Origin of the sequence: Nocardioides currus, assembly GCF_003057875.1 — a bacterium.
Classification (GTDB): Bacteria; Actinomycetota; Actinomycetes; order Propionibacteriales; family Nocardioidaceae; genus Nocardioides; species Nocardioides currus.
In genome coordinates, this window is the sequence record NZ_PYXZ01000004.1 from 284,546 (window position 1) to 304,633 (window position 20,088).

Annotated in this window: 18 protein-coding genes and 1 pseudogene; 8 read left to right on the forward strand and 11 right to left on the reverse strand. The window is 66.6% G+C overall.

Translation table 11 applies throughout. The annotated features are described in order from the left end of the window. Nucleotides 1–109 precede the first annotated feature (109 nt). From C7S10_RS11815 to C7S10_RS11845, 6 genes are all read left to right on the forward strand, one after another. Nucleotides 110–688 (forward strand): hypothetical protein, encoded by a 579-nt coding sequence (locus C7S10_RS11815; protein WP_108344623.1) that lies wholly within the window; start codon nucleotides 110–112, stop codon nucleotides 686–688. A gap of 20 nt (nucleotides 689–708) precedes the next feature. After that, nucleotides 709–1,656: an XRE family transcriptional regulator gene (locus C7S10_RS11820; protein ID WP_207769345.1), complete on the forward strand. Its 948-nt coding sequence runs from the start codon at nucleotides 709–711 to the stop codon at nucleotides 1,654–1,656. A 658-nt stretch (nucleotides 1,657–2,314) separates the two neighbouring features. Continuing rightward, nucleotides 2,315–3,880, forward strand: a complete 1,566-nt coding sequence (locus C7S10_RS11830) for an AAA family ATPase (RefSeq protein WP_207769346.1) — start codon at nucleotides 2,315–2,317, stop codon at nucleotides 3,878–3,880. A gap of 70 nt (nucleotides 3,881–3,950) precedes the next feature. Then, on the forward strand, nucleotides 3,951–4,700 hold the full coding sequence (locus C7S10_RS22040; protein WP_133176499.1) for an HNH endonuclease: 750 nt from the start codon (nucleotides 3,951–3,953) through the stop codon (nucleotides 4,698–4,700). After that, nucleotides 4,693–5,733 (forward strand): hypothetical protein, encoded by a 1,041-nt coding sequence (locus C7S10_RS11840; RefSeq protein ID WP_108344627.1) that lies wholly within the window; start codon nucleotides 4,693–4,695, stop codon nucleotides 5,731–5,733. Before C7S10_RS22040 ends, C7S10_RS11840 begins: the two co-directional genes overlap by 8 nt. Nucleotides 5,734–5,913: 180 nt before the next feature. After that, nucleotides 5,914–6,201, forward strand: coding sequence for a hypothetical protein (locus C7S10_RS11845; RefSeq protein WP_133176500.1), 288 nt, complete (start codon nucleotides 5,914–5,916; stop codon nucleotides 6,199–6,201). A 55-nt stretch (nucleotides 6,202–6,256) separates the two neighbouring features. Here C7S10_RS11845 and C7S10_RS11850 read toward each other — a convergent pair whose 3' ends face one another. Next, nucleotides 6,257–7,831: a GMC family oxidoreductase gene (locus C7S10_RS11850; protein WP_108344629.1), complete on the reverse strand. Its 1,575-nt coding sequence runs from the start codon at nucleotides 7,829–7,831 to the stop codon at nucleotides 6,257–6,259. A gap of 176 nt (nucleotides 7,832–8,007) precedes the next feature. Between C7S10_RS11850 and C7S10_RS11855 the strand changes: the two genes are divergently transcribed. Then, nucleotides 8,008–9,516 (forward strand): aldehyde dehydrogenase family protein, encoded by a 1,509-nt coding sequence (locus tag C7S10_RS11855; protein WP_108344630.1) that lies wholly within the window; start codon nucleotides 8,008–8,010, stop codon nucleotides 9,514–9,516. Nucleotides 9,517–9,614: 98 nt separating this feature from the next. Here the strand turns inward: C7S10_RS11855 and dprA are convergent, their stop codons facing one another. Genes dprA through C7S10_RS11875 form a run of 4 tightly spaced genes read right to left on the reverse strand, consistent with a single transcriptional unit; the run spans nucleotide 9,615 to nucleotide 12,381 of the window. Continuing rightward, on the reverse strand, nucleotides 9,615–10,706 hold the full coding sequence (gene dprA, locus C7S10_RS11860) for a DNA-processing protein DprA (protein WP_108344631.1): 1,092 nt from the start codon (nucleotides 10,704–10,706) through the stop codon (nucleotides 9,615–9,617). Continuing rightward, nucleotides 10,703–10,906: a hypothetical protein gene (locus C7S10_RS11865; protein WP_108344632.1), complete on the reverse strand. Its 204-nt coding sequence runs from the start codon at nucleotides 10,904–10,906 to the stop codon at nucleotides 10,703–10,705. Before C7S10_RS11865 ends, dprA begins: the two co-directional genes overlap by 4 nt. Before the next feature lie 14 nt (nucleotides 10,907–10,920). Continuing rightward, nucleotides 10,921–11,976, reverse strand: coding sequence for a DUF4192 domain-containing protein (locus tag C7S10_RS11870; protein ID WP_108344633.1), 1,056 nt, complete (start codon nucleotides 11,974–11,976; stop codon nucleotides 10,921–10,923). A gap of 18 nt (nucleotides 11,977–11,994) precedes the next feature. Next, nucleotides 11,995–12,381 carry a single-stranded DNA-binding protein gene (locus tag C7S10_RS11875; protein ID WP_108344634.1) on the reverse strand — a complete coding sequence of 129 codons (387 nt, stop codon included), beginning with the start codon at nucleotides 12,379–12,381 and terminating at the stop codon, nucleotides 11,995–11,997. A 461-nt stretch (nucleotides 12,382–12,842) separates the two neighbouring features. On the opposite strand from C7S10_RS11875, the pseudogene C7S10_RS23170 reads away from it, so the two are divergent. Beyond that, nucleotides 12,843–13,061: pseudogene (locus C7S10_RS23170) on the forward strand (hypothetical protein); the annotation flags it as partial. Nucleotides 13,062–13,069: 8 nt separating this feature from the next. On the opposite strand, the gene C7S10_RS22795 reads toward C7S10_RS23170, so the two are convergent. The 6 genes from C7S10_RS22795 to C7S10_RS22565 form a co-directional block, all read right to left on the reverse strand. Further along, entirely contained in the window at nucleotides 13,070–13,285 is a 216-nt protein-coding gene (locus C7S10_RS22795; RefSeq protein WP_243395328.1) for a hypothetical protein, read from the reverse strand. Nucleotides 13,286–13,487: 202 nt separating this feature from the next. Continuing rightward, nucleotides 13,488–14,660, reverse strand: coding sequence for an XdhC family protein (locus tag C7S10_RS11885; RefSeq protein WP_108344636.1), 1,173 nt, complete (start codon nucleotides 14,658–14,660; stop codon nucleotides 13,488–13,490). An 8-nt stretch (nucleotides 14,661–14,668) separates the two neighbouring features. Further along, nucleotides 14,669–16,990 carry a xanthine dehydrogenase family protein molybdopterin-binding subunit gene (locus tag C7S10_RS11890; protein ID WP_108344637.1) on the reverse strand — a complete coding sequence of 774 codons (2,322 nt, stop codon included), beginning with the start codon at nucleotides 16,988–16,990 and terminating at the stop codon, nucleotides 14,669–14,671. 798 nt (nucleotides 16,991–17,788) lie between these two features. Further along, a complete protein-coding gene (locus C7S10_RS22800; RefSeq protein WP_243395335.1) occupies nucleotides 17,789–18,058 on the reverse strand; it encodes a glycosyltransferase family protein in 270 nt (89 codons plus the stop codon). Between the two features lie 123 nt (nucleotides 18,059–18,181). After that, nucleotides 18,182–18,742 carry a (2Fe-2S)-binding protein gene (locus tag C7S10_RS11905; protein WP_108344638.1) on the reverse strand — a complete coding sequence of 187 codons (561 nt, stop codon included), beginning with the start codon at nucleotides 18,740–18,742 and terminating at the stop codon, nucleotides 18,182–18,184. Between the two features lie 152 nt (nucleotides 18,743–18,894). Further along, a complete protein-coding gene (locus C7S10_RS22565; protein ID WP_243395329.1) occupies nucleotides 18,895–19,839 on the reverse strand; it encodes a L,D-transpeptidase in 945 nt (314 codons plus the stop codon). Nucleotides 19,840–20,088: the final 249 nt, after the last annotated feature.

The window sequence follows — 20,088 nt, forward strand, 5'->3', positions numbered from 1 at the left end:
TCCCGCCTTGATCACCACCGCGACGCGACGCCCGATTCGTCCATCCTGCCCCTGACCCGAGATACTACTTTTCTTGTGTAGTTCCTACGGTCGATGTAGCATTCCGGGCATGGACAAGGCGCGGCTCGACCCGGTGGCCACCCACCTCATCACCAGCTACGTGGACACCGGTTCATACAGCCAGCGGTTCAAGGACGACCACCATGTGCCGCCGTCGCTGATGGCCAAGGTGCACCATCTGCGCTCGGTCATCCAGGCACTACTCGTTGACGACTCCAACTACGAACTCGCTCCCAGCTACGTTGACTACGGCCGGGTCGAGTTCACCGACCTGAAGACCGGTGAACGGTACCTCTTGAAGAGCTCCAAGGCGGTCGCGATCGAGACCGCGACCGCACGGCAGAACGGCAGCCTCTTCCCGATCACGAACCTGATCCGGCCATCCGACATCAAGGTCATCGTGTACCGCTTCCAGCGCGCCGGCCTTGAGCTTTCGATCGCCCCGGCGAGCACCCGTGGCCGCTCGGAGAAGATCCACGTCGCCGACGCACCAGTCCTCGTCGACGTCTGGCCCTACCAGACCGACGAGCTGGCCGACCAGACGAAGCCGTTCGACCAGACAGCCCGCGACAACTTTGCGGACCTTGGCGACCTCGGACACGACCAGGGTGTGGGCGAGTTCGAGTGAACCGCCTTCGCTCCTATCGGATGATCGAAGGAATCGCGCAAGACCAGTTGGGCGATCTGCTCGGCCTCTCTCCGCAGATGATCTCGGCCATCGAAGGCGGGCGCCGCACCTTTAACGGAGATCTCGCACCCTTGGGCTACTCCAACGACCGCTTCGAGCTCCCCGACATGTCCGAGCCGCTCCACCGGCAACGTGCCTCAACCAAGGTCGCAACCAAGAAGCGCGCCAAGGAGCTGCTCCGCCTTGCCGGCGAGGTCTTCGGCGAACTCCGGGAACGCACCCCCGGGGCACCGGACCTCATGCTGCGCCCGGGCGCGGCGCCAATCTCCCTGGACGACCTCGACGACCTAGCCCTCGACGTGCGCTACTCATTGCGCCACGAGGAGTCCGGCGCCATCCGCAACCTCACCTCGCTCGTCGAACGCGCCGGAGTCTGCTTGGTCCCGATCGTAGGTCTCGGCGTCGACGGCCTGTCATCGTGGGTCGGCGAGGTACCGGTGATTGGTCTGGCACCCAACGTGCCGGGCGACCGCTTCCGACTAACGCTAGGTCACGAACTCGCACACCTGCTGTTCCACAGACGAGCGACGGCAACGACCGAGCACGAGGCAAACAGGTTCGCGTCCAACCTGCTGTTCCCTCAAGGCGACTTCGAGGAGCAGATGCCCGATCGGCCGCAACTCCGGGACTTCGTCGGCCTGAAGTCGTCATGGGGCGTCTCTGTTGCAGCACTGGTCTATCGAGCGCACGACCTCGAGATCATCGACGACAGCCGCTACCGCGCCCTACAGATCCAGATGTCGAAATGGCGGCGCAACGAGCCCGGCCAGTTCAGCCCCGTGCACGGCGAGCTGATGAACCGGCTCATCGAGACGAATGGCGGAATGGCGGCCGTGGCCAAGGACCTAGGGGTGAACCAGCAGCACCTCGCCATGCTCGGCAACTGGAACCACCTCCGCGTCGTGTGAACCAGCACCACTGGATCAGCCATGAGCGTGACATTTTCGTGGTGCAGTGGACCTTGTGACACCTGAACAAGACAAACGGCCGCAGCCTCCCGAGCCGCTCACCGTGGAGCATGTCACGACCGCGAGCTCCGAGACCGGTCCATTGGTGCACCTCATCCGCGAGAGCGAGTGGCGCCACTGGACCGGTCCTCCGCGAGCCCTGTGCGGCGTCGAAATGGCTCGTCCGGGCGTCAGCTGGTTCGCTCTAGCGGGGTGCCGGAAGTGCGCCGCGTACGGCCTGAAGCGCGGTCTCCGCGAAATCGTCGACACAAGCGGCCGAACTGTGTCGCTCCGAGACGTCTACGACGGCGTCGTCCTCGACATCGAATGAGTTGGCGATCCGGGCACAGAACGCGGGAGAGCTCGCACAGCGGCCATCGACCCCAGCCCGCGTCGTATGGTCATGGATCCACGCGACCCATCACGGCTGCCTACGAGGGGCCGCAACACCGGTCGGCGGACTCCCGCGCGGTTTGGTGGCGACAGCACCAGGCAGCGTTCTTGATCGGGGAGCAGCCCAGGTGTGGTTTTGTATGGCCGAGGAGGTCGTCGACATCACGGTGCTCAGCGAGACCACGAACGGCGTCACGGGTAACGAGGTTCGAAGGGAAGGCTGACATTGAAGGTCAAGTTCCGCGTCGTCACGTCGATGCCCGCCGGGCGCGAGCGAAGGCCCGATACCGTCTACCTCTGGTCATCTGCATGGGACGACTGGTTCAAGTTCTCCACTCTGTACAACGTCTCGTACGTCGACTCGGACTCCGAAACCCACCACATCGGGGAGACCAAGATCGGCGAGTTCGGCCTCAAACCCCGGCGCAGCGGCGACGGCAAAGAGCCAGGCTTCCGAAGCCCAACCCTGCCGGCGCGGTTCAGCACCCTCGATGAGCGCTTCTTCTCGCTGGGCCAAGATACGAGCTTCTACGAGGAACTCTCCAAGATCGGCTCGACGTTCCGGATGTCCTTCCTTGCGGCCATCAACGACATCGCATTCGATGCAGAACTCCGAGTCCGCGCGGAGTCCGAGCAGGTCACAGGAGTCTCCCTCCTCCGAAACGTGCCACTTCAGACGGTTCGCGAGCAGTACGCCCGACTAGCCCGTGGGGGCGCCAGGCTCACGTCCTACAAGTTCGTCTACCGCAAGAAGCAGCTGGATGCTGATGCGCTGGCGCTATCGTTCGCAGTGGACCCATCGGTCAACCCGCCCACGAACATCCACGTGCTCATCGGCCGCAATGGAGTCGGCAAGAGCACGGTCCTCAACGGCATAGCAAAGACGATCATCGCGAACTCCGACAAGCGCGCGGCCACCAATGACAAGACCGCCGAGAAGGCCCCCTGGGACCAGTTCTCCAACGTAGTCTCTGTTTCCTTCAGCGCCTTCGACTCATTCGCTCCCCTCAGCCTTCCCCAAGACCGTCGAGGGCTGCCCTACCACTATGTCGGCCTGAAGAAGGTCAACTCGGGCGGGGACGCACAAGCGCCGGAGATCAAGGACCCAGCGGCCCTCGCCCGCGAGATGAGCCAAGCCGTCAAGACCTGCCTCGTGGGCGCCCGTCATGCGCGGCTCACCCGCGCCCTACGGCTACTTGAGGGAGACCCGATCTTCGCCTCTATCGGCATCGGTGACCTCATCGGAGAGGCATCCCGCGAGGAGGTCGTCGAAACCCTTCCCAAACTCTTTCGCCGACTCAGCTCAGGGCACAAGATCGTGCTACTCACGGTCACTAAGCTCGTCGAGACAATAGAAGAAAAGAGTCTGGTCCTGTTTGACGAACCAGAGGCTCACCTACACCCGCCTTTGCTCTCTGCGTTCATCCGCGCGCTGAGCGACCTCCTGACCAACCGCAACGGCATGGCGATCATCGCTACCCATTCCCCGGTCGTGTTGCAAGAGGTCCCGAAATCCTGTGTGTGGAAGTTGCAGCGCGCCGGCGATTTGGTGACCCGCGAGCGGCCGAGCATCGAGACCTTCGGTGAGAACGTCGGGATTCTCACCGACGAGATCTTCGGCCTGGAGGTGACCGCGACCGGATTCCACAAGCTCCTCGCGGACCTTGCCGGCGACTCCGATTCCTACGAAGAAGCGCTCGAACAACTCGGATCACGACTTGGCACCGAAGGCCGAGCGATCCTGCGAGCGATGCTCAATGCCCGCTCCGGGAGACCGAATGTGGCGCGCTAGTACACCTGACTGCACTGCGGAGGAGGTTGCTAGAGCTTGCGTTAGGAAAGTCCGAAATGACGACCTCCGAGTGACGCTTCTGAAGTCAATTTCCGACTTCACCCTCAACAGCGCCGCCTATCGGGCCAGCGCTGCGTCCAGTTCACTGCACAAGGCCACTGCAGAAGACTATGAAATCGTCGGCATTGCCGACGCTGACTTTCATCAGCTTTACAAGAGCCGCCTGGCTCGGCCCGGCTCCCCCGCATACCAGTACTACGAGCGGCTACGAACAAGCGCGGCCCATGGCTTGTGCGCCTACTGCAGATACGGCCAGGCAAAGACACTTGATCACTTCATCCCGAAAACGACCATCGCCGGACTGAGCATCGAGCCCTGGAACCTCGTGCCATGTTGTCATCAGTGCAACCACAAGCTTGGTCGAAATTGGTCGGACCAAGCACACGAACAGATGCTGCATCCATACTTCGCCCCCGATCTGGGACGCTGGCTTGCCGCAGAAGTTCATCCGACCCGGCCAGCTTCAGTTTCATTCCAGGCCGTCCCAGATCCCACCCTGCCCGACGGCCTGCGACGACAGGTCGTCAACCAATTTGAGGCATTGGGACTTGCCGAGCTCTACGCAGTCGTCTCGAGCCAAGAGCTCGCCGGGCTTAGCCGCCGTTTGGTCTCGGTGGGCGACGAGATCGACATCCCGAGCTACCTCGACGAGCTCGCAACACTTGCTTTTTGCGGCGACCTCAACGACCGTCGGGGCGTACTATATGAGGCCCTTTCACAGAGCTCGTGGTACTGCGACGGAGGCTTCGCCGATGTTTGACCGGAGTCAGCACCTGATTCTCGAGGGGTGGTTCCTTCACGTCGACCAGATACTCCGACTGCTCGGCGGGGAACGCGCGTCCGCCGCGACCGCAAGCTTGCCGAGCCAAGCGTCGCCACTTGGCAAGACCTACTGGGCACAGGCGATCGAGGAGGCGCTCGCACAGTACCTTCGGGAGATCGAGGTGACTTCGCTCGCCGTCGCCGTGAAGGACGACCGACTGGAGAAGGGCATGCTGGTATGGCTGGATCAAGCCCTCTACTTCAAAGGTCTCGCCACGGCGGCGAGGAGCGGAGGGAGAGCCAATTTCAAAGGCAAACTCGACACCGACACCACGACCGCCATTGTCGGCGATTTCAACCCTGAGCGAGTCATGAGTTCCACCGGATCGCACGCGTTGAGTGGAAGAAGTCGCCAGTTTCTGCTCGGATACATCACGGAGCATGGCGGTGACGAGGTTACGCTGAGGCCACTCTTCATCGGGCAACGGTACTTGCGCCCAATAGGAGACAAAGGCCTCCCCTTTGCAGATCGCGCGGTGCGCGACACTGCCCTTGCCCATCCGGCGCAGGTCGATGCGTTCGCGCACGTAGACTTTTCACGCGCGCTGAACCTAAAGGACCTCCAGGAGCTACGAGACGTCCCGGAGAGGCAGGTCAAGACTTGGTTCGCCGAGATCTTCGGCGAACCTGACGTTCCCAAGGACTGGGGTGGCGAGCAGTTCGACCTCTGGACTGCGCAGGTCACGATCGGCCGGGAACATGTGCAAACGGCAATTGCGTTCAAAGGACCTGCACTCTTCCGTCCAATGACCATCGCGCACCTAGGCCATAACGGCGATCAGATCGACCGACTGTTCGCGACGGCTGCTGATCTCCTTGTGGTGCAGCACTGCCACAGCATCACGGCTCCCGTGGTCAACATGCTCCGGATCTATGCGACTCATCCGAGCCACGTTCGGCGGTACATGACAATCAACGGCTATCAGACGCTAGCGATCCTCAGACACTTCGGATACCTGACCCCGTCATAGCGCCTCGGAGCGCCTCCGGTAGCCGTCGATCGGCGCCACGACAAGCCGGTCACCAGATCGTGCAACGCGGCGAGGCATGCACCGCCACTCCCCCGAACCGGACGCACATGCGAATGCCGACGCCATCGCGCGTTTGTCGATTGCTCAGTCTCCCGGCCGTGACAGTGGCAGGCTGCCGGCATGAACGACCAGGACCCCTGGCAAGCTGCCGAGACCCACACCTGGGAACAGGACATGAAACGCGGCGACTGGGAAACCCAACGCACAGCCCACATGCCCGACCCACCCTGGCCCGAGCCCACCAACCCGATCCTCGCCGCGCTCCTCCACGACGCTCGCAACAACATCGCCGACGGCATGCCCGTCGACCTGGCGATGCTCCAGCTCGCAACCCACTGCTGGTTCGAAGGCGGAATCGACAGTTACGACCGCGGCCAGCACGACGCCCGAAACCAGACGCAGCCGTAGGCCCACCGCCGCGGATCGGAGACGACGACCGCCGCCACCCAGCGCAGAGCCCTTGTCAGGATCGCGCGACCATCTCCTCGCTGTGACGTGCCGGTGCCTGCGCCCCAGCATGGTCGGCAAGGAGGAAGTCGGCACAGCGCTCGCCGACCATGACGGCCGGCAGGTTGGTGTTCGAGCGCGGGATGACGGGGAACACCGAGGTGTCGGCCACACGAAGGCCCGCGACTCCGCGAACGCGCAGCTCGGAGTCAAGCGCCCCGCCCGTGCCCATACGCGCCGTGCACGAGGCGTGATAGGTGTGTTCGACGTTCTCGCGGATCCAGGTCTCCAGATCGGCGTCTGACTCGACGTCGACTCCGGGCGAGATCTCGATTCCGGCATGGGTCGCCAGCGGTCCGGTCGCGACGATCTCGCGGCTGAGCCGGATGGCACGGATCATCGCGGCCATCTCGGCCGGGCCCGACAGCATGTTGAGCCGGATCCGCGCGTGCTGTGCGGGATCGGCCGACGCGATCAGCACGCTCCCGGTGCTGGTCGGCGTCCAGTAGGACTGACCGAGCGTGAAGGTCGGCCTGTCGTAGACCTGGGCACCGTGCTCACGGAAGTACGACGGCACGAACACGATCTGGAAGTCCGGTCCCGGGAGCCCCGGCTCGCTCCTGATGTGCGCGGTCGCCTCGGCGACGTTGCTGGTGAGCTTGCCCGTCCCCGACGCGACCCACTGCTCGACGTACGCCGGGTCGTCGCCGTCGAAGAGCCCGACCTCGTCGCCCTCGATTTCCCAGTTCATCAACGTCATTGGGTGGTCCATGAGGTGCGCGCCGACCGCCGGCAGGTCGACGACCGGCGTGATGCCGAGCGCACGGAGGTGCTCCGCCGGGCCGATGCCGGACCGCTGCAGGATCTCCGGCGTGCCGAAGACTCCCCCGCTCACCACGACCTCTCGCAGCGCGCGGGCGTCGACGGAACGGCCGCCGGCCAGGTAGCGCACCCCGACCGCAGCGCCGTCCTCGATGAGCACCTTGTCGATGAGCGCGCCCGTGACGACAGTCAGCGCGTCGTTGTCTTCCAGCGGGGCGAGGTAGGCCGTTGCGGTGTCATAGCGCCGGCCGTCGCGCATAGTGGTCGTGACGAGGCCTACGCCGTCGAGGTTCGGTCCGCGATGGGCGGGGTTGTCCTCGATGCCCGTCTCGATCGCCGAGGCGACGAAGGCCTTGCTGAGCGGGTCGGGCGAGGGCAGCTCCCGCCAGCCGAGCGGCGACTTGTCGAAGTAGGGCTCCACGTCGGACCAGGACCAGCCCTCGACGCCGTACGTCGTCCAACTGTCGTAGTCGGCCCGGCTTCCGCGAACGTGCAGCATGCAGTTCATCGAGCTGCAGCCGCCGAGAGTCTTGGCTCGCGGCTGGTAGATGCTGCGGTCGCCAAGCGTCGGCTCCGGCTCGGTGTGGTAGTCCCAGTCGCGGTCGCTGTGGAATAGCTGCGCGAAGGCGGCCGGGATCTGCACCTCGGGCACGCGGTTGTCCGGGCCTCCCTCCAGGAGCAGTACCCGGGCGCCGCTCTCGGCCAGTCGCGCCGCGACGGCACAGCCTGCCGATCCGGCCCCAGCCACGATGTAGTCGTAGGTCTCCATCTCACTCTCCTCCAGCCTCGGTGCGGATCGGCGGCCCCAGTGCCACCGGTCCCATGCCTCGTAAGGCCGACGGTAGGCGTCCGGCGTACGGCGGCACTGTTCAGAAATTGAACTCCGCGGCTGGCGGAAGCACTCCTAGCGTGGCGTCGACGCCGTCCGGACCAATGGAGGTTCCAGTGAGCACCACACCGCACTACGACATGTACATCAACGGGGAATGGATCGAGAGTCCCGACCGCTACGAGGTCCGAGCGCCAGCGACCGGCGAGGTCACCGCGACGGTGTCCTTCGGCGGCATCGACCATGCCGACGCCGCCGTCGCCGCCGCGAAGGCCGCCCACGATGAGGGCACCTGGCGCCGGATGACACCGGCCCAGCGCGCTGACGTCCTGGACCGGATGGCCGAAATCATGGAGGCCAAGGCCGCCGAGCTGGCCGCGCTCGCCACCGGCGAGAACGGGGTCACGGTCCGGATCGCGACCGCCTTCCACATCGGTCTCGGCGTGGCGAACCTGCGGTTCTTCGCCGGCCTGGCCCGCGCCTTCCGGCCCGAGATCGCCAACCCGCTCATCCCCGAGACCGAAGATGTCCGATCGGTGCTGCGCCGCGAGCCCATCGGGGTCTGCGCCGGCATCGTGCCGTTCAACTTCCCCCTGGTCCTGGCCGGCTGGAAGGTCGGTCCCGCGCTAGCAGCCGGCAACACCTTCGTGCTCAAGTGCGACGAGAACACCCCGCTCACCCTGCTGGAACTGGCCAAGTCCGCCGAGGAGGCAGGGCTCCCGCCGGGCGTCCTCAACGTCATCACGGGCCCCGGCGAGACCGTCGGCGCCCACCTGAGCAGCCACCCCGACGTCCGCAAGATCGCGTTTACCGGCTCGACCGCGGTCGGCAAGCTCGTCCACCAGGCCGCGACGGACAACCTAAAGCGGGTCACCCTAGAGCTAGGCGGCAAGGGTCCGAACATCATCCTCGACGACGCCAACCTCGACATGGCCATCGACGGCTCGCTGTACGCGTTCTTGATGTACGCCGGACAGGTCTGCGAGTCGGGCACCCGGCTGCTAGTCCCCGCCGAGCGGCACGACGAGATCGTCGAGCGGCTCGTGGCGCGCGTGCGCGACGTACGCATCGGCGACCCGAACGACCCGGCCAGCGACATGGGCCCGGTCGCCTCCCTGGACCAGAAGAAGCGGGTCGAGAGCTACCTCGAGATCGCGCTCCAGGAGGGCGCCACCATCGCCTACCAAGGCACCGTGCCCGACGGCGCCGCGTACGCCGACGGGGCGTGGGTCGCGCCGGTCATCTTCACCGGCGTCACCAACCAGATGCGGATCGCCCGCGAGGAGGTCTTCGGCCCGGTCCTGGCCGTGATCGCCTACGACAGCGTCGAGGAGGCGATCGCGATCGCCAACGACTCCGACTACGGCCTCGCCGCGGGCGTGTGGGGCTCGGCCGAGCGGGCCGTCGAGGTCGCGCACCAGCTCGAGGCCGGCACCGTGTGGGTCAACGACTGGCACGCCGGCTTCCCGCTGAACCCCTTCGGTGGCTACAAGCAGAGCGGCCTGGGCCGCGAGGTCGGCCCCGACGCGATCAACGAGTACACCCAGCTCAAGACCGTCCACCAGGCCAAGGACAACGACTGGACCAAGCACGGCTTCGCGCTCGTCCTGCCGCCCCCGGCCTGAGCCCGATTCACTCGGGCGGCGTCCGCATGGGCTGGCGCCGCCCGAGTACCAACTCCTCCCATGGCGAACTGGCCGCGCCGCGTTCTCGGGAGTACTGCTCACATGTCGAACCTAGGTTGTCTCAATGACTTCGGGGAAGCACAGGGCACCGGGGCGTCCTGTGAGCGGACGGGGGCCGGCACATAGGACTCGTCGACCTGACCCGCGGCCGAGGCACGGTCGGGCCGGGCGCTTAGGTCGGTGATGACATCCTGGGCGTCGATGACCGCGCTGGCTTGGCCGAGACGGATCATCTGGTTGACGCCGGCCGAGGCAGCACTAGTTACCGGCCCGGGCAGCCCCATGACTGTCCGGCGAAGGTTGCCGGCCCACTCGGCCGTGTTGAGAGCTCCGCTGCGGTGGGCGCCCTCGATGAGCAAGGTGCCCTCGGCGAGGCCGGCGACGATCCGGTTCCTGGCCAGGAAGCGGGTGCGGTTCGCTTCGGTACCCGGGGGTGCTTCGGAGACGACCAGGCCACGGTTGGCGATCGCGTCGAGGAGGCTGGCGTTCGCACTCGGGTAAGGGCGGTCGACTCCCTCTGGCAGGACGGCGATGGTCGTGCCTTTGGCCATCAGGGCTCCGCGGTGCGCGGCTTCGTCGACGCCGTAGGCAAGGCCGCTGACCACGGTGTGCCCCATGCTGGCCAGGTCATGGCTGAACTCGGTGGCCTGCTCGATGCCGTAGCTGGTGGCAGCCCGGGAGCCGACGACTGCGACCGAAGTGAGCGCGAGCTGGTGGAGCTCGTGGTTGCCCCGGACCCACAGCCCGACCGGTTCGCCGCCGCGATCGTGCAGGGCGCCGGCGCCGCGGAGTCCTGCGAGCTGGCGGGGCCATTCGTTATCGCCGGGTACGACGAAACGGATGCCCTTGGCGGCTGCCTGCTCGAGCACGCGGGCCGGGTCGACGAGGGCGAGCTCCTGGCCGATTATGAACGCCCAGTGGGCGGCCACATCGCCGGCGGCCTCGAGGTACTCGAGCACCTTGCTGGCACCGAGCTCGCTGGCCAGGCCCGTGACGCGGAGATCTCCGGGTTCGGTGACAGAGCTGAGCCGGACACGCGCGAGCCTCTCGGTCTCGTCGGCCGCGTGCACCGGGCGGCTCACGCCCTTGCGGCTGGTCGGGCTGGTCGTGTTCGTTTGGTTGGTTGTCATTCCTGGGCTCCCCACAGCAGGTTTAGGTCGGGGTCGTGGATGACGTCCAGGCGTGTGCCGGGGTCGTAGGAGGCCGGCTCGGGCACGATGAGCCGGCGGAGCCTGCGTTCGGTGCTGCTGCGCTGATCGTCGCCCCTGACCTTGCGACTGACATCGACGCGGTGCTCGCCGGCGTGGGGCGTGTCCTCTGTTCGGTCCACCGCGGTGTCCTTTCTCAGCGCCCGGGCGCCGGACGGTCGGTGGTGGGCCGCTGGGGGTACGGGAGGTCGCGGTGCTGCGTGGCCGGCCGGGGGACGAAGGACTCGTCCAACCCGCCAGCCGTATCAGCGAGATCGCCGGCGAGCTCCCGCTCCTGGGTCTGGTAACGGTCCCATTCCTGGGGGTGGATGCCGTTCTGGAGCGCTGAGGCGACCAAGGCGGCCATGGAGTAGGGCCGGTCGTCCGGCACCTGGTCGAGGGCGCACCAGGCCCTTGCCCCATCGCCATGGAGCCAGCTGGCGAACCCGAGCATGGAGGCGGGTGCAGCGCGGAGCTCGTCGGGGGCTCGGCGGGTGAGGTCGTGCCACAGGGACATGTGGGAGGTGCGGTTCTCCCGGTTCATGTCCTCCCAGAGTGCGTCGCGGGTGCCGATCGTCTCGAGAGCGACCAGCAGGCGGGCGCCGTCGACGTTGGAGAGCCGGCCGCCGCCGTCCGCGTGGAACTGTTCGACGCGGTCCAGTGCCCACTCCCGTTCCGCTGTCGGGGTGCTCGCAGCGGCCGCTGTGCGCGCGGCGGGGAGCAGCTGGGTGATCGGGTCGCGATCGCCCACCATGGATGCGGCCATCGAGGCACGACTGGCGGCCGGCTGCGGTGCGCCGGCGAGTACTGTCGTGGTCGCGATCCGCTCAGCCGTTGTCTGGTTTCGCAAGCCGCTGTGGCCGGTGTTGAACTCACACCACTGTCTGCCGTCGGTCCACAGGCGGATGTGGGTGTTGATGCCGATGCCGTCGAGGCGGTTGGACATGTGCTGGCTGGCGAGCCCCGCGCTGCGGCGGTCCTCGGTGAAGCAGAGGACCGCCAGGACGGCACCTGGGCGGGCGTGGCGGCCGTACGGGCCGCTCACGGCATCCCAGGCCTTGTCCCGGTCGCGTGCGGTCGTGGGCAGGTCGAGACGGACGATCGGGAGCCCCGGCCGAAAGGGCACGAGGACGATCGACTCCTCGGGCCTAAATCCGAGGACGTGCGGAACGGCGGACAGCAGCTCGTCCGGGGACTGTACGACGAGATCCATCGCAGCGAACCTCCTCGCTCAGCTGGCCCGGGTCCGCCGGGGCGCGCGGTCGACGCGGTCCGAGACGTACTTGAGCGAGACCCCGACCTCGCCGAAGCGGTTGTCAACGACCGCTTCGCGGGTGCGCTTCTCGCCGGACTCCTTGTCGGCCCAGGCCTCGGTGCGCTCGAGACCGTGAACGAAGACCGTGTCCGCCGAGCCGCCACTGTCGTGCACATGCGTGGCGGCCGGGCCGAAGATCGTGACGTTGCGGGAAGTGCGATCGACATCGAGCGACTCGCCCACGTCGTTCTGGGCGCGGCGATTGACCAGGACCCGGCAACTGAAGAACGGATCGTTCTCGCGGGTGTGATGAGGCTCAGGGGCGTCGGTCAGGTTGCCGGCGAAGGCGACGGTGGTGTGCATGGTTCCTCCAGTGATGGCCAGCCATTGCGTACGTGAATGTGGGACGCTCGGAGGTCGTCCCACATTCACCTAGGTCCGATCGGGGTCCGGCAGCGATCACTCGGGCGGAACTTGTTCTCAACCTTGATCAGATTGCAGGGCTCAGGGGTTGCTCAGCAGGGCACCAAGCAGCCGAAGCGGTACTTGAACGTCGCGACGCGGATGCGCTTGCAAGTATCGCCGTCGAACAGGCCCGACCTCGTGGCTCTTGATCCCTCAAACGCCATCGGGTGGCCCATCGGGGAGCCATCACCCCGCAGGATCTCCGGCTTACCGAACACACGCCGCTGGCCGAGGCCGAGGTCCGCTCGGTCTGCGCCGCGAGTCGATCGGGGCTTGCACCGGCACCGTGCCGCTGAACTTCTCACGAATGCTGGCAAGCCCGGGCGTCGGCCGGCCGCCGGTCGCCGGTCGCCGGCAACACTTTGTCGCTCGTGTGCGAAGAGAACACCCGACTCACCCGACTGGAGTTTGCGGTTCTGCCGAGGAGGCTGGGGTTGCCACCCGGCGTACTCAACGTCGCGGGGCCTGGCGGGACCGTGGGCGCCGCCCTGCGCAGCCACCCCACGGACCCAAGTTCGCCTGCACCGGCTCCGCAGAGGTCCGCAAGAAGGTCAACGTGGCCGCCTCCGACAACCTGAAGCGCGGGTCACCCTGGGAACGCCGCGGAAATGGTCCGAACAATGTCCTCGGCAACGCGAATCTCGACATACCGCTCGACGGCTCGCTCAGTGCCTTCCCAAGTTTCGCGGGACGGGTCTCCGATTCCATGCGTCGGCTGCTGGTCCAGGCCCACCTGCACGAAGAGACCGTTGAGCAGCTCGTCGCCCGGATCGATCACATCCACATCGGCGACCCCGAACACCCGCCAGCGACACTGGCCTGGTCGCCTCGCTGGTCCAGACGAAGCGGTCACGCACTACCCTCGAGCCAACCGGGAGATCACACACGATTCCGAGCGCCTCGGCCCCGGGCCGGACCCGCCCTGCCCGATCCTGCTCAGGCTCCGCGGTACCCGTCGGCGAGCCACTCGCTAACCAGGGATGACGGGCCCAATCGAACTGAAGTTACTCAGGGCACCCGACCGCACCAATCACGGCCTGCGAGACCTCGTGGATTGAACCATGACCGTCCCGGAGCGGACGGCCGGTTCCGCCGCGACGTTCCGCGATGACCTCGGCGAGGATGCTCACCGCAGTCTCGGGTGGCGTCGTCGCTCGAAGGTCCAGCCCGATCGGACTGTGCAGGCGATCGAGGGCATCGTCGCCCACACCTGCGTTCCTCAGCCGGACAACCCGATCATCGTGTGTGGTCCGGGAACCCATCGCTCCAACGAATGCCAGCTCTGCGGCGAGTGCAACCTTCAGGACGGGAACATCGAACTTGGGATCGTGCGTCAGCACGACGACCACAGTTCGCTCGTCGATGCGGCCGGCGTCGATCTCGGCCGCCAAGTAGCGATGCGGCCAGTCGACGACGACCTCACTCGCCGTACGGAAGCGGTCCGCGCTCGCGAACACCGAGCGGGCGTCGCAAACCGTCACCTGGTAGCCGAGCAACCGGCCCGCGTCACACAAGGCAGCAGAGAAGTCCACGGCACCGAACAGGACCAAGCGCGGCGGGGGGACATAGGTCCGCACGAAAACGCCCACGTCCTCGCCGACGGGCTCCCCCCCGGACCCGTAGATGAGCTTCGCGCTGTGCCCAGCGGCAAGGAGGGCCAGTGCATCTTCCCGCACGGAGATGTCCAGCAGATCACTTCCGAGACCGGCGTCAGCGACGACGGAACGGGGGGTCACGACCAGGCGGCGTCCCCGCTGTTGCGCCTGGGGGTGATCCACCACCGTCGCGACCGCGACCGGCTCACCTGCGCGGACGGCCGCCTGAACCACGTCGAGATTCGGAAAACCGGCACGGTCGATCCGCTCGATGAACACCTCCAACTCCCCGCCGCAGGTCAAGCCAATCGAGAACTCGTCTGCGGCGAAGCCGTAGCGAGCCAGCACGGGAGCCCCGCCGGAGATGACGCCCATCGCCTCGTCATACACCGCTGCTTCGACACACCCGCCCGAGACGGAACCGGTGACCCGGCCGTCCGGTGAGACGATCATGGCGGCCCCGGCCTGTCGCGGGGCCGAGCCTCGGGTCGCCACCACGGTGGCGACGCCGACGGACTCCCCACGTCTCCAGAACTCAAGGATCTCCTCGAGTGCCTCGACCTCGAAGTCGTGCTTGGCCATGACGCACTTCAGTTGTCGTATGCCGGCGGCGGCAACGCACCAGGCGGGAAGGGCGTGAAGTCGACGTCGAAATTGATCGGGAAGTTGCGCGGACGGATCCCGGTGACGCGTGTGAAGGCGTTGACGATCGCCCCCGTGGGAGCCGTCATCCCGACCTCGCCGACGCCGCCGATGGGATGCCCGCTGTCCGGCATGACGATGACTTCGACCTCATGGGGGTAGTCACGCTGCCGCGTCCAGTGGTACTGAGAGTAGCTGCCCTCGAGCGGCAGTCCGTTGACCAGGTGCACACCCGCTTTGAGGGTCAACGCGATGGCCTCGGCGATCCCGCCTTCCATCTGAGCCTTGATTCCCAGGGGGTTCACCGGCTTCCCCACGTCGACGACGACGGTGGCCTTCGTGACACGAGGATGCTTCGGGTCGCGCGCGTCCAACTCGACGACGCATGCCGCCGTCGAACGGGACTCCGTGTGGAAGCCGAATCCTTGGGCGTGGCCGGCAGGCATCTCCTTGCCCCACTGGGCTGCCTTCGCGACCCGTCGGACGACCTCCTTGTACCGCTCGTTCCGCAGGAACGTGAGTCGGAAGTCGACCTCGTCCTTGTTGAGCGCCATGGCCATCTCGTTGGCCATGATCTCCTCCACCCCTCGCGTGGGCTGGGAGTGCACGGAGCGATAGGCGGTCACGTCCATCGGGATCGCAACGGGCCAGAACAGCTTCGTGCTGACACCGAAGTTGTATGGCGAGTTCACCATGGTCAGGAAGGTCGCCGTGTCGTAGACACGGTCCCCGATCGCGTTGCGGAGGCCGCCGGGCATCGCCATGGCCGTCTGCGAGAGGATCTCGCCGAGTCCGATGCGGAGGTCGAGCTCGATGCTGGCGACATGGTGCTCATAGCTGATCACCTGGCCGCCTAGCATGCTGGCCCGGACCCTGTGAACCTGCGGGGGCCGCAGCCGCGTGTGCCGCATGTCGTCGGCACGGTGGTACATCAGCTTGGCGGGTCGCCCCAAGGCCTTGGAGACCTGGGCCGCCTGCGAGGCGGCGTCCCAGAAGGCCTTCCGGCCGAGGCCGGTCCCGGCTGGTACGACGTGCAGGCGAACCTTGTTCTGCGGAAGTCCGATCTCGTCGGCGATCGTCTGCATCGCGACGATCGGGATCTGGAACGATCCCCAGATCTCTGCGCTGTCATTGCGCACGTCGGCGATCGCGCATTCGGTCTCCATCGGAGCGTGGGCGGCCGGAGCCCACGTGAATTCGCCCTCGACCACCTTCGCGCCCAACTGGGGGACGAGGAGGGGGGGCAACGCGGAACGGAGCCGCGCGTTGAGGGTCTCGTTGGAGTGCCCGTCGATGACGCCGCCGCCCCAGGTGACGTCCAGTGCCGCGACCCCGTCGCGGGCCTGCCCGAACGTTCGCGCCATGACCGCAACGCCGGGCGGGATCCGGACAATCCCATGCGACTCGGGGATCGCGACGACGCCGAGGACGCCAGGCATCTGCTCGACCGCCGCCTTGTTGTTGATGGAGACGAGCACGCCGCGTGAGGTGGGAGGGCGTCGGACCATGGTCGGCATGGCGTCAGGGACCCTGAGGTCCATCGTGTACTGCTTCTTACCCGTCACGATGGAGAGCGCGTCCAAGCGACCGGCGGGATGCCCGATGACCTTGAAGTCACCGGCAGCCTTGGGCGTAGCCCGGAGCGCCGGCACGGACGCAGCCTCTTCAGCCAACTCGCCGTAGCCCAAGGCGCGACCGTCGGGGGCGACGACCGTGCCATCGCGAGTCTCGAGCTCGCCGGCGGAGAGATCCCACCGGTTCGCAGCGGCGCCGATCAGCTTCGCCCGGGCCGAGGCAGCCATTCTGCGGAGCGGTTCGTAGAGGATCCGCATCGTCGAGGAGCCGCCGGTGTACATGTTGAAGAGGAGCTCGGGCCGGGCGTCGGACAGCGGCACGTCGACTTTGCTCATCGGAAGGTCCAACTCCTCGGCGACGAGCATGCCGCAGGCAGTCGCGATGCCCTGACCCATTTCGAGGCGAGGCAACTCCAACCGTGCCCGACCGTCCGCCCCCACCTCCAGGAGGAGGAGGCCCATCGTGGGCGTCGCCGCCAGGTTGAGGACATCGGCTACGTCGAGGATCTCCACCGTGTCGGGGAGCGAGGGGATCGCGGCGCTGGCAGCGGTCGGCATACCGGCGTCCAGGCTGACTCTCGCAGCGATGGTGAGCGTCGGAACTGCGACCGCCGCACGAAGGACCCGCCGGCGACCGATTCCGCGCACCGGTTCGGTCTCCGCACTGTCGATGCAGTCGTGGTCGTGTAAGGACATCGCTGCCAAACCCCCGATTCCAGCCGTCGCTCCCCATGTGAGCGACGCAACGTGGCGGTACGCTAGTGGCGCTTTTCGTCTCCGTCAACAATCCCAGCCTGCTCGCCTGCAGCAGACCAGGCGACACCCGAGCAAGCCGAGGACAAGGGCTCAGGCTTGAACACACGAGCCAGTCGACGGTCCGGTGGACTCATCCTCTTCATCGACAAGGTGCGCGACCACGACCACGGACGAGACGTGACAGGTCTCGACTACTCAACGCATCCCGCTCGCCTTCCAGCAGCTCCATGCCGTCTGTGAGCGCGTTGCCGCGGACTTCGCCATCACGGGGTTTGCCGTCGTTCACCACGTCGGCCGCCGGTCGGTCGGTCGGTCGGCAACCTTGCTGTAGTGCTGGCCACCACGGCAGCACACCGAGGAACCTCCTTCGAGGCCAGCCATGCTCTCATCGACACGCTCCAGGCAGAGGTCTCGATCTGGAAGCATCAGCTCTTCGCTGACGGCTCCGACAACTGGGTGGGCATCCGTAGGCCAAGCCTCGATCCGTGGCTCGAGGCTCAGGGTCTGAACGAGTCGACATCGACGCCCGTTGCGAGGTCGTCACATGCGTTCAAGTCGGGGCCGTGGACGACGAGATACCGGCAGGCACCTTCGTCGTCGGTCGCCGAGTCGCACACCCTCGACCAATGAGCCCGACCTGTCAGGACCCGATGCCCGGGGCGCCGGAGTAGGCCGCGCGCGCGAGGACCGATCTGTCGGCGCCACGCTGGGTCAGCAGACGGCAGATAACGGCAGCCGTCACGTCGGGCAGATCGACGAGATGGACGAGAGCCGCTTCGTGGGCGGAACCGGCCAGCCCCGGAGCCCGGCACGAAGCGACGTCCCCATTCCCCGCCGCCAGTCGCACGCACGGACCAGAGCGACGCCACCCGAGGACACCCTGTCGTCCATCAGGCGTTCCGCATGGTCGGCTGGGGCTCCGTGCACGGCGGCGACACCGGCACAGCCACCGGTCAGCATCCGATCCACCGTGCCGCTGAGCCACGCTCGACCAGCGTCAGCGCGCACCAACGCCTTCGGCCTCCCATCCCGCTGCCCGCGCCTGCCGCGAGCAGGAGTCCGCGCACCGGCAGGAGGGCGCCGAGTAGATGGGCTCCACCCGAGGCGCTGTCGCCCAGGGCTGCACCCCGCTCAGCCGGTGACCGGGAGCTTCGTCTTGACGGGCACCGGGATCGGCGCCTCACCGGGCAGGGACTTGCCGCCCGCCTTCGGTTCCGCCGGCATCTCGGCCATCATCTTGGCTGCGCGCTTGATGGCCTGGCGGATGCGGTGGTAGGTGCCGCACCGGCACACGTTGAGGACCTTGTCGATGTCATCGTCGCTCGGGTTCGGGTTCGTCTTCAGCAGCGCCACGGTGTTCATGATCTGCCCCTGCTGGCAATAGCCGCACTGGCTGACGTCTTCCTCGATCCAGGCTTCCTGCACGGGGTGCAGCCCATCCCCCGCGACAGTGTCCGCCAGGCCCTCGATGGTGGTCACATTGCGGCCGACCACTTTCGACACCGGGACCGAGCAGGGCCGGATCGCTTCACCATCCATGAGGCTTGTGCAGGCCTTGCACACATCGATGCCGCAGCCGTACTTAGGCCCGGTGATGCCGAGGATGTCCCGAATCACCCAGAGCAGCGGCATGTCGCCCGGGGCCTCGACGGCGACCTCCTCGCCGTTGATGGTGAAGGTCTGTTTGCTCATCAATCCTGCTCCTTGAATGGCGGGGAACACGCGAACGAGACGAGGGTACGCTCATGCCAGATTCCGTACCGCGCACTTTGTCATGTGCCCCGCGTCACATGCAAGACGTCAGCCCGCCCCTGTGGCCTGGCCGGTCGATCGAGCCCTGTCGATCAGGACTTGTCGATCAACACGGGGGTGCCGAGCGGTACGACCCGAAGTGCTCGCAGGGCGTCGTCCGGAACCCGGACGCAACCGTGGCTGACCGCCTTGCCGAACACGGTTGCGTCGCTCCAGCCGTGGAGCGCAACGGTGCCGGGGCCGCCGCCGTAGCTGTCCAGTGTCTTGCTGTGGGCCCCCAACGGCAGGATCACCGGCGAGAACTTCTGGTCTTCGTCGACGAACTGTCCCAGTATGAAGGTGCGGCCCAGGGGGGTTGGCGTAGCGGGCGCACCGATCGCTACCAGCCAGGAGCCGACAGGCTGGCCGTCCTTGAGCAGCTCCAGCCGGCGCGAGCCGAGATAAATACGCACCAGGTGGCGGGTATATGCCTCCTGAAGTCCGTCGCCGAGCCGCAGCCAGCCGGTCGAGCGGTTGGGGCGCGAGGGCAGCAAGACCCGTACCCACCCGCCCTCCTCGCCCTTCATCACGTCACTGCGCCCGATGACCGGGAGCCACAGGTCCCCGTACTGCCGCGGCTTGACCTTCGCGAATGCGGTGCCATCGGGAGCGTCGAACACCGGAGCGGCTCGAGTGGGATGGACGACCACGGTCCTGCCATTCTTGGCACCGCTCGGCGCCCTCCTCGACTCAGAGTTCCGAGGCGCCGCCTTGATGGTGGCGCGAGTGTTGCTCACCGGCAACGACGACAGGTCAACCGCTACCACCGACAGCGGCGTCGCCGGTGGCTTGTGTTGCTGGTCGCCTCCTCGAACGAACAGGAGATATCCGACCACCAGCACCACGACGGCCAGGAGGATGGGCAGAGCCCATCCGGCCCGCTCTCCCGCACCTGGCGGCGTCAGCCTCGCCGCCACCGGGGACGTAGCAGTCGCCGACACTTCCTGCCGCGCCACGGGCGCGGGACGATCCCCATCGATATTGCTGGGCTCGGGCACCCTGACCCCCTCGGTTGTCGGAACCCATCGCGGTACGGGATTCAAGCAAATCGTACCGCGCGAAAGCTCCGCCGACCGTGGGTATCGATTTTCGGTCCCGACACGCCCATCACGCCGGCGCCCCCGGCACCTGACTTTGGCCTGACGGCCTGGTGACTAGAGTTGCCCTCCGCGGCCGGTCGCATCTCAGGACGGGCGCAGGGGAACAACAAGGCGCGCACACAACGCAGGGACATGGACGTGGAGAAA